Origin of the sequence: Clostridium sp. BSD9I1, from assembly GCF_900185645.1 — a bacterium.
Taxonomy (GTDB): Bacteria; Bacillota; Clostridia; order Clostridiales; family Clostridiaceae; genus Clostridium_AK.
In genome coordinates this window covers 34,108-40,107 of sequence record NZ_FYAM01000003.1, presented here as the reverse complement: position 1 = coordinate 40,107, position 6,000 = coordinate 34,108, and the positions used below count along the sequence as shown (strand labels likewise).

Annotated in this window: 5 protein-coding genes and 2 rRNA genes; all 7 read left to right on the top strand. The window is 34.5% G+C overall.

Annotated elements, in window-relative coordinates; all coding sequences use genetic code 11:
* Positions 1 to 187, top strand: a 23S ribosomal RNA gene (locus tag BSD9I1_RS00495); the annotation flags it as partial.
* A gap of 112 nt (positions 188 to 299) precedes the next feature.
* Positions 300 to 417: ribosomal RNA gene (rrf, locus tag BSD9I1_RS00490) — 5S ribosomal RNA — on the top strand.
* Positions 418 to 655: 238 nt separating this feature from the next.
* The gene (locus BSD9I1_RS00485; protein ID WP_186428669.1) at positions 656 to 1,216 is read left to right on the top strand and encodes a nitroreductase; all 561 of its coding nucleotides are present in this window, start codon (positions 656 to 658) and stop codon (positions 1,214 to 1,216) included.
* Positions 1,217 to 1,510: 294 nt separating this feature from the next.
* The gene (locus BSD9I1_RS00480) at positions 1,511 to 3,055 is read left to right on the top strand and encodes an ABC transporter substrate-binding protein (protein WP_186428668.1); all 1,545 of its coding nucleotides are present in this window, start codon (positions 1,511 to 1,513) and stop codon (positions 3,053 to 3,055) included.
* Between the two features lie 82 nt (positions 3,056 to 3,137).
* Entirely contained in the window at positions 3,138 to 4,067 is a 930-nt protein-coding gene (nikB, locus tag BSD9I1_RS00475) for a nickel ABC transporter permease (protein ID WP_186428667.1), read from the top strand.
* Positions 4,068 to 4,090: 23 nt separating this feature from the next.
* Positions 4,091 to 4,987: an ABC transporter permease gene (locus BSD9I1_RS00470; protein WP_186428666.1), complete on the top strand. Its 897-nt coding sequence runs from the start codon at positions 4,091 to 4,093 to the stop codon at positions 4,985 to 4,987.
* A 26-nt stretch (positions 4,988 to 5,013) separates the two neighbouring features.
* Positions 5,014 to 5,997, top strand: coding sequence for an ABC transporter ATP-binding protein (locus tag BSD9I1_RS00465; RefSeq protein ID WP_186428665.1), 984 nt, complete (start codon positions 5,014 to 5,016; stop codon positions 5,995 to 5,997).
* The last annotated feature ends 3 nt before the right edge of the window (positions 5,998 to 6,000 follow it).

Sequence of the window (6,000 nt, the reverse complement as noted above, 5' to 3'; positions counted from 1 at the left end):
TGCTGGGTAGCTATGTCAGGACGGGATAAACGCTGAAAGCATCTAAGCGTGAAGCCCACCTCAAGATGAGATTTCCCATAGCGTAAGCTAGTAAGACCCCTTGAAGAACACAAGGTTGATAGGTCAGGGGTGTAAGTGCAGTAATGCATTCAGCTGACTGATACTAATAGGTCGAGGGCTTGATCTAATTTATTACTCTGTGCAATTTTGAGAGAACATAGTTCTTTCTAATGAAACTCCTCAGCTAGGCTTAGGAGTACTCTATCTCTAGAAAATCGAAGATTTTAAGAGCTAGAGCATCTGGTGATTATGGCTTGAAGGTAACACCCGTAACCCATTCCGAACACGAAGGTTAAGCTTCAAAGCGCCAATGGTACTGCCGGGGAGGCCCGGTGGGAGAGTAGGTCGTTGCCAGATAAAATAATCCTTAGCTAAAAAGCTGAGGATTATTTTTATTTTTTGAAGTATTAAAAGTAGGCTAGAAGAGTGTTGTTAAGCATACCAAAGACTGCTAAAATGATTATATAAAATTAAGCAGAAGTATAAAATCAATTGATAGGGAGATAATTAATTGATGAATAAAGAATTGTTAAGTAAGATTGTAAAATAATCATGGAAAATAATAATGAATTTAATATAACTAGGAGGAATAATAATGAACGAAGTATTAGAAGTAATTAGACAAAGAAGAAGCACAAGAATGTTTAAAAGTGAACAAATAAAAGATGAAGAAGTAAAGGAAATTTTAGATGCTGGTATATATGCGCCAAGTGCTACCAATAAACAACCTTGGCACTTTACAGTAATTCAAAATAAAAAAATTATAGATTCACTTAACAATGATTTTAAGGAACTAGCAAAGAAATCAGAAAATGAATATATTAGAAGAGTTGGAGAAAATGAAAAATTTCATGCATTTTATAATGCACCAACTGTAATTCTTATTTCAGGCGATGAAAATAATCATAGTGCAGCAGTAGACTGTGCAGCTGCAACACAAAATATGCTATTAGCAGCAGAATCTTTAGGAATTGGTTCCTGCTGGGTTGGATTTATAGCTTACCTATTAAATAGTGAAAAGGGTAAAGAATACTTAAAGAAATTAGGAATTCCAGAAGGATACAAACAAATACATTCTGTAGCTTTTGGATATAAGGGAGTAAATATAACAAATGCACCTGCAAGAAAAGAAAATACAGTAAATTTTATAAAATAAAAAACATCATCTAATCCAATTAAGGACGGGTATCAACCTTTTGCATAAAGGGTTAATATCCGTCCTTATTAATTTTCAAGTATTCTTAAGCACCAGAAAGACTATTCGAATGACTATTTAGATGGCAAGTTAAAAGTAAAATTATAATTATTAAGGAAAAAATAAAAATATATGGAATATTTTTGAAACGTGTAATATAATATAATACAATACAGAAATAAAGCGCAATATTAAAAGTCGCTAGCAAAGCTATTAGGTTCTTAAAGTAATTAAAATTTCAAAGGGGGAAAATTCATGTTAAAAAAGAAAAGGAGAGTTCTAGCATTAATGGCAAGTCTTTGTTTGGGTGTTTCCTTATTTACTGGATGCGGAAAATCCCAAAATACACAAAGTCAAAGTAAAGTAAAAGACTCTTTAATGGTGGCTACAGCATATGATGCAAAATCACTTGATCCACATGCTGTAAATGACGTTGCATCATCAAATGTAATGACTCAAATTTATGGGACACTTGTACAGATGAATGAAAAAAATGAGGTTGTGCCTATGCTTGCAGATTCATTTAGTCAGCTTGATGAGCTTACATATGAGTTTAAGCTTAAAAAAGGCGTGAAGTTTCACAATGGGGAAGAAATGAAGGCTAGCGACGTAAAATTCAGTCTAGAAAGAGCTGCAAAATCAGCACTTGTATCACATATTTTTGGGGATATAGATACAAATAGCTTTAAAATGCCGGATGATTACACAATATCATTTAAAACTAAGGTTCCAGCAGCTGGATTTCTTTCAGGGCTAAGTCATACTGGCGGAAGTATATTAAGTGAAAAGGCTGTTAAAGCAGCTGGAGAAAAATATGCTATGAGTCCTGTAGGAACTGGTCCATTTAAATTTGTTAGCTGGACAAAAGGTGATAGAGTTGAGCTTGAAAGATTTAACGATTTTTATGGTGAGAAGCCTAAGTTTAGCAAAATGACTATAAGAGTAATTCCAGAACCTACAAATAGAGCAATAGAACTTGAAAGTGGCGGAGTGGACATAGCTTATGAAATATCATCCAACGATATAAAAAGAATTGAAGAAAACGAAAAATTACAAATTACAAGAGTAATTGATAACTCAACTCAATATTTAGGATTTAATAATCAGAAGAAGCCATTTAATGATATAAAAGTTCGTCAAGCAATTAGCTATGCATTAAATACAAAGTCAATTGTAGAATCAGCTTGGAGAGGCGTAGGAAAGGTTGCAGTTGGCCCAATAGGTCCAAATGTAAGATATTCAGATAAGAGCCTTCAGGCACATGAGTATAATGTTCAAAAGGCTAAAGAATTATTAAAAGAAGCAGGATATGAAAAAGGATTTAAGACAAGCATTTGGACAAATGAGAAAAAAGAAAGAGTTGATATGGCAACAATAATGCAGAGTCAATTAAAAGAAGTTGGAATAGAAGCAGAAATAAAAATTCTTGAATGGGGAGCATACTTAGACGGTCTTTCAAAGGGTGAACATGATATGTTTATCATAGGCTGGACATGCCAGACTCCAGACCCAGATTTAGCAGTATATGCACCTCTTCATTCATCAAAAGCCGGCACAGGTGGTAACTATTCATTCTTTAAAAATGCCAAAGTTGATGAATTAATTATGAAGGGTAGAGTTATGAAGGACTCACCTGAAAGAGAAGCAGTATATAAAGAAATTCAAAAAGAAGTTAAAGCTCAGGCACCTTGGGTATTTTTATCAAATGGAGAGCAGGTTGTTGGTACTAGTAAGAATGTAAAAGGCTTTGTAGCAAGCCCATTTGGATACCATATACTTTATAATGTTAGTTTTCAATAGAATATAAAAAGATCTGATAGGGGTATAGCAATATACCCCTTAAGTCAAATCCTTAAAACTATTTATGAGGGGAGGAATAAAATTGATAAAATATATAGCTCGTAGAATTGTTTTCCTTATACCGGTAATCATTGGCGTAACTTTTATTGTATTTTCATTAATGTATATAACTCCAGGAGATCCTGCAAAAATAATCCTTGGAGAATCAGCACCAGAGGCTTCTGTTCAGCAGTTAAGGGAAGAAATGGGACTTAATAAGCCCTTTGTAGTTCAATATGGAAATTATCTGAAAAACTTAGTAGTTAATCAGGATATCGGAAGTTCCTATGTAACCAAAAGACCTGTACTAAAAGAATTGGCAGATTGTTTTCCTGCAACTTTAAAACTTGCGGCATTATCTATGGTATTTGCAATTTTGCTTGGTATACCAATAGGCATAATATCGGCTGTTAAGCAGTATTCGTGGTTTGACTCGGTTTCTATGATATTTGCATTAATAGGAATATCAATGCCAGTATTTTGGCTTGGATTACTTTTAATACTCCTTTTTGCAGTTAAACTACATTTGTTTCCGGCGTCAGGCTTTAGTAGCCTAAAGTATATGATTTTGCCAGCGGTATCACTTGGAGCACAATCAGTTGCAATAATTACTCGTATGACACGTTCTAGTATGCTTGAAGTAATAAGGCAAGATTATATAAGAACAGTTAGAGCAAAGGGACAAAAAGAGCGAGTGGTTGTATTAAAACATGCACTTAGAAACGCATTGATACCTATTATTACAATAATTGGGCTTCAGTTTGGAGGATTACTTGGAGGTGCAGTATTAACAGAATCAATTTTTTCAATTCCAGGTATAGGAAGATTGATGGTTGATTCTATTAAAATGAGGGATTTCCCTGTAGTTCAGGGGGGCGTTTTATTTATTGCAATAATGTTTAGTATTGTTAACTTGCTGGTTGATTTACTATATGCCTATGTAGACCCAAGAATAAAGTCTCAATATAGTTAATCAATTGAAGGGGGGACAAGTAGATGAGTGAAGTTAATATAGATGTAAATAAAGTAATAAATAAGACTACTAAGAAAAAATCTAGTCAGTTAATGGAAGTGTGGAAAAGACTTAGAAAGAACAAACTTGCGTTAGTAGGATTGGGAATAATCGCAATTTTATTGTTAGTTGCAATTTTTGCAGACTTTATAGCACCCTATGCATATGATAAACAGAACCTTGAGGCTACTTTTAGGTTCCCAAGTTCAGAACATATTTTTGGAACAGATGAATTTGGAAGAGACATTTTCAGCCGCATTGTTTATGGATCAAGAATATCCTTAGAGGTTGGATTTATTGCAGTTAGTATTGCTGTAATTATTGGTGGGGTATTAGGAGCTTTAGCTGGATATTATGGTGGTATGTTAGATAACTTAATAATGAGGGCTATGGATATACTTCTTGCTATACCACAAATACTTCTTGCAATATCAATAGTAGCAGCTTTAGGACCAGGACTTGTTAATCTTATGATTGCAGTTGGTATTTCATCTATACCTGGTTATGCTAGAATCGTAAGAGCTTCTGTACTATCTATAAAGGATCAGGAATTTGTAGAAGCTGCAAAGGCAGCTGGATCTAGTAATACTAGAATAATTTTTAAACACATTATTCCCAATGTTATGGCACCTATTATTGTACAAGCAACCTTAGGTGTTGCGCTTGCAATATTAACTGCAGCAGGTCTTAGTTTTATTGGACTTGGAATTCAGCCTCCAGCACCTGAATGGGGTTCAATGCTTTCTGGTGGAAGAGGATATATAAGAGATTATTGGTATATGACTTTGTTTCCTGGACTTGCAATAGTTGTTACAATATTTGCACTTAATGTCTTAGGTGATGGTCTAAGAGATGCTCTAGATCCAAAACTTAAAAATTAGGTTCTAGAGATGAGGAGAGTGATGAGATGAATAATAGTGAAAACTTATTAGATATAAAGCATTTAACCATTCATTATAAAACTGACGATGGAATTGTTTATGCTGTTGATGATTTAGATTTATCTTTAGGGTATGGTGAAACCCTTGGATTTGTGGGGGAAACCGGTGCAGGTAAAACGACTACAGCACTTGGAATAATGCAGCTCATTCCAAATCCACCAGGAAAAATAGTTAGCGGAGAGATATATTTAGAGGGAGAAAATTTACTTAAAAAGTCAGAAAGAGAAATGCAGGATATACGAGGCAGCAAAATAGCTATGATATTTCAAGATCCAATGACTTCCTTAAATCCAGTTATAACAGTTGGAGAGCAGATAGCAGAAATGATTCAGCTCCATGAAAGTGTTACAAAGGAAGAATCACTGAAAAAAGCTGAACAAATGCTTGAAACAGTAGGAATAAGAAAGGAAAGAGCTAGGGATTACCCTCATCAATTTAGTGGTGGAATGAAGCAAAGAGTTGTAATAGCAATTGCACTTGCATGTAATCCAAGTCTTTTAATTGCAGATGAACCAACAACTGCCCTTGATGTTACAATACAGGCGCAGGTGCTTGAGCTTATGAAGAACCTGAAAGAACAGTACAAAACTTCAATGATTATGATAACTCATGATCTTGGAATCGTGGCAGAAATATGTGATAAAGTAGCTATTATGTATGCAGGTAATGCTGTGGAATATGCAGATAAGAGAAGTTTATATTTAAATCCTCTTCATCCATATACCAATGGTTTATTTAACTCAATACCAGATTTGGATAAGGATCAGGAGGAGCTGCCAGTAATTAAGGGATTAACACCAGATCCTACAAATCTTCCATCAGGATGTGCTTTCCATCCAAGATGTCCTAAAGCAATGGCAAAGTGTTCATTAAGTAAACCGCCTAAGATTGAAGTAGAAAAAGGGCATTTTGTAAATTGTTTTATTTATGAAGACAGTAAGGAAAGTTAGAGA

Bases quoted from the DNA above. Each gene is read 5' to 3' on its own strand.
- BSD9I1_RS00470 (WP_186428666.1), top strand. From the start codon at position 4,091: ATGAGTGAAGTTAATATAGATGTAAATAAAGTAATAAATAAGACTACT.
- BSD9I1_RS00480 (WP_186428668.1), top strand. From the start codon at position 1,511: ATGTTAAAAAAGAAAAGGAGAGTTCTAGCATTAATGGCAAGTCTTTGT.
- BSD9I1_RS00485 (WP_186428669.1), top strand. From the start codon at position 656: ATGAACGAAGTATTAGAAGTAATTAGACAAAGAAGAAGCACAAGAATG.
- BSD9I1_RS00465 (WP_186428665.1), top strand. From the start codon at position 5,014: ATGAATAATAGTGAAAACTTATTAGATATAAAGCATTTAACCATTCAT.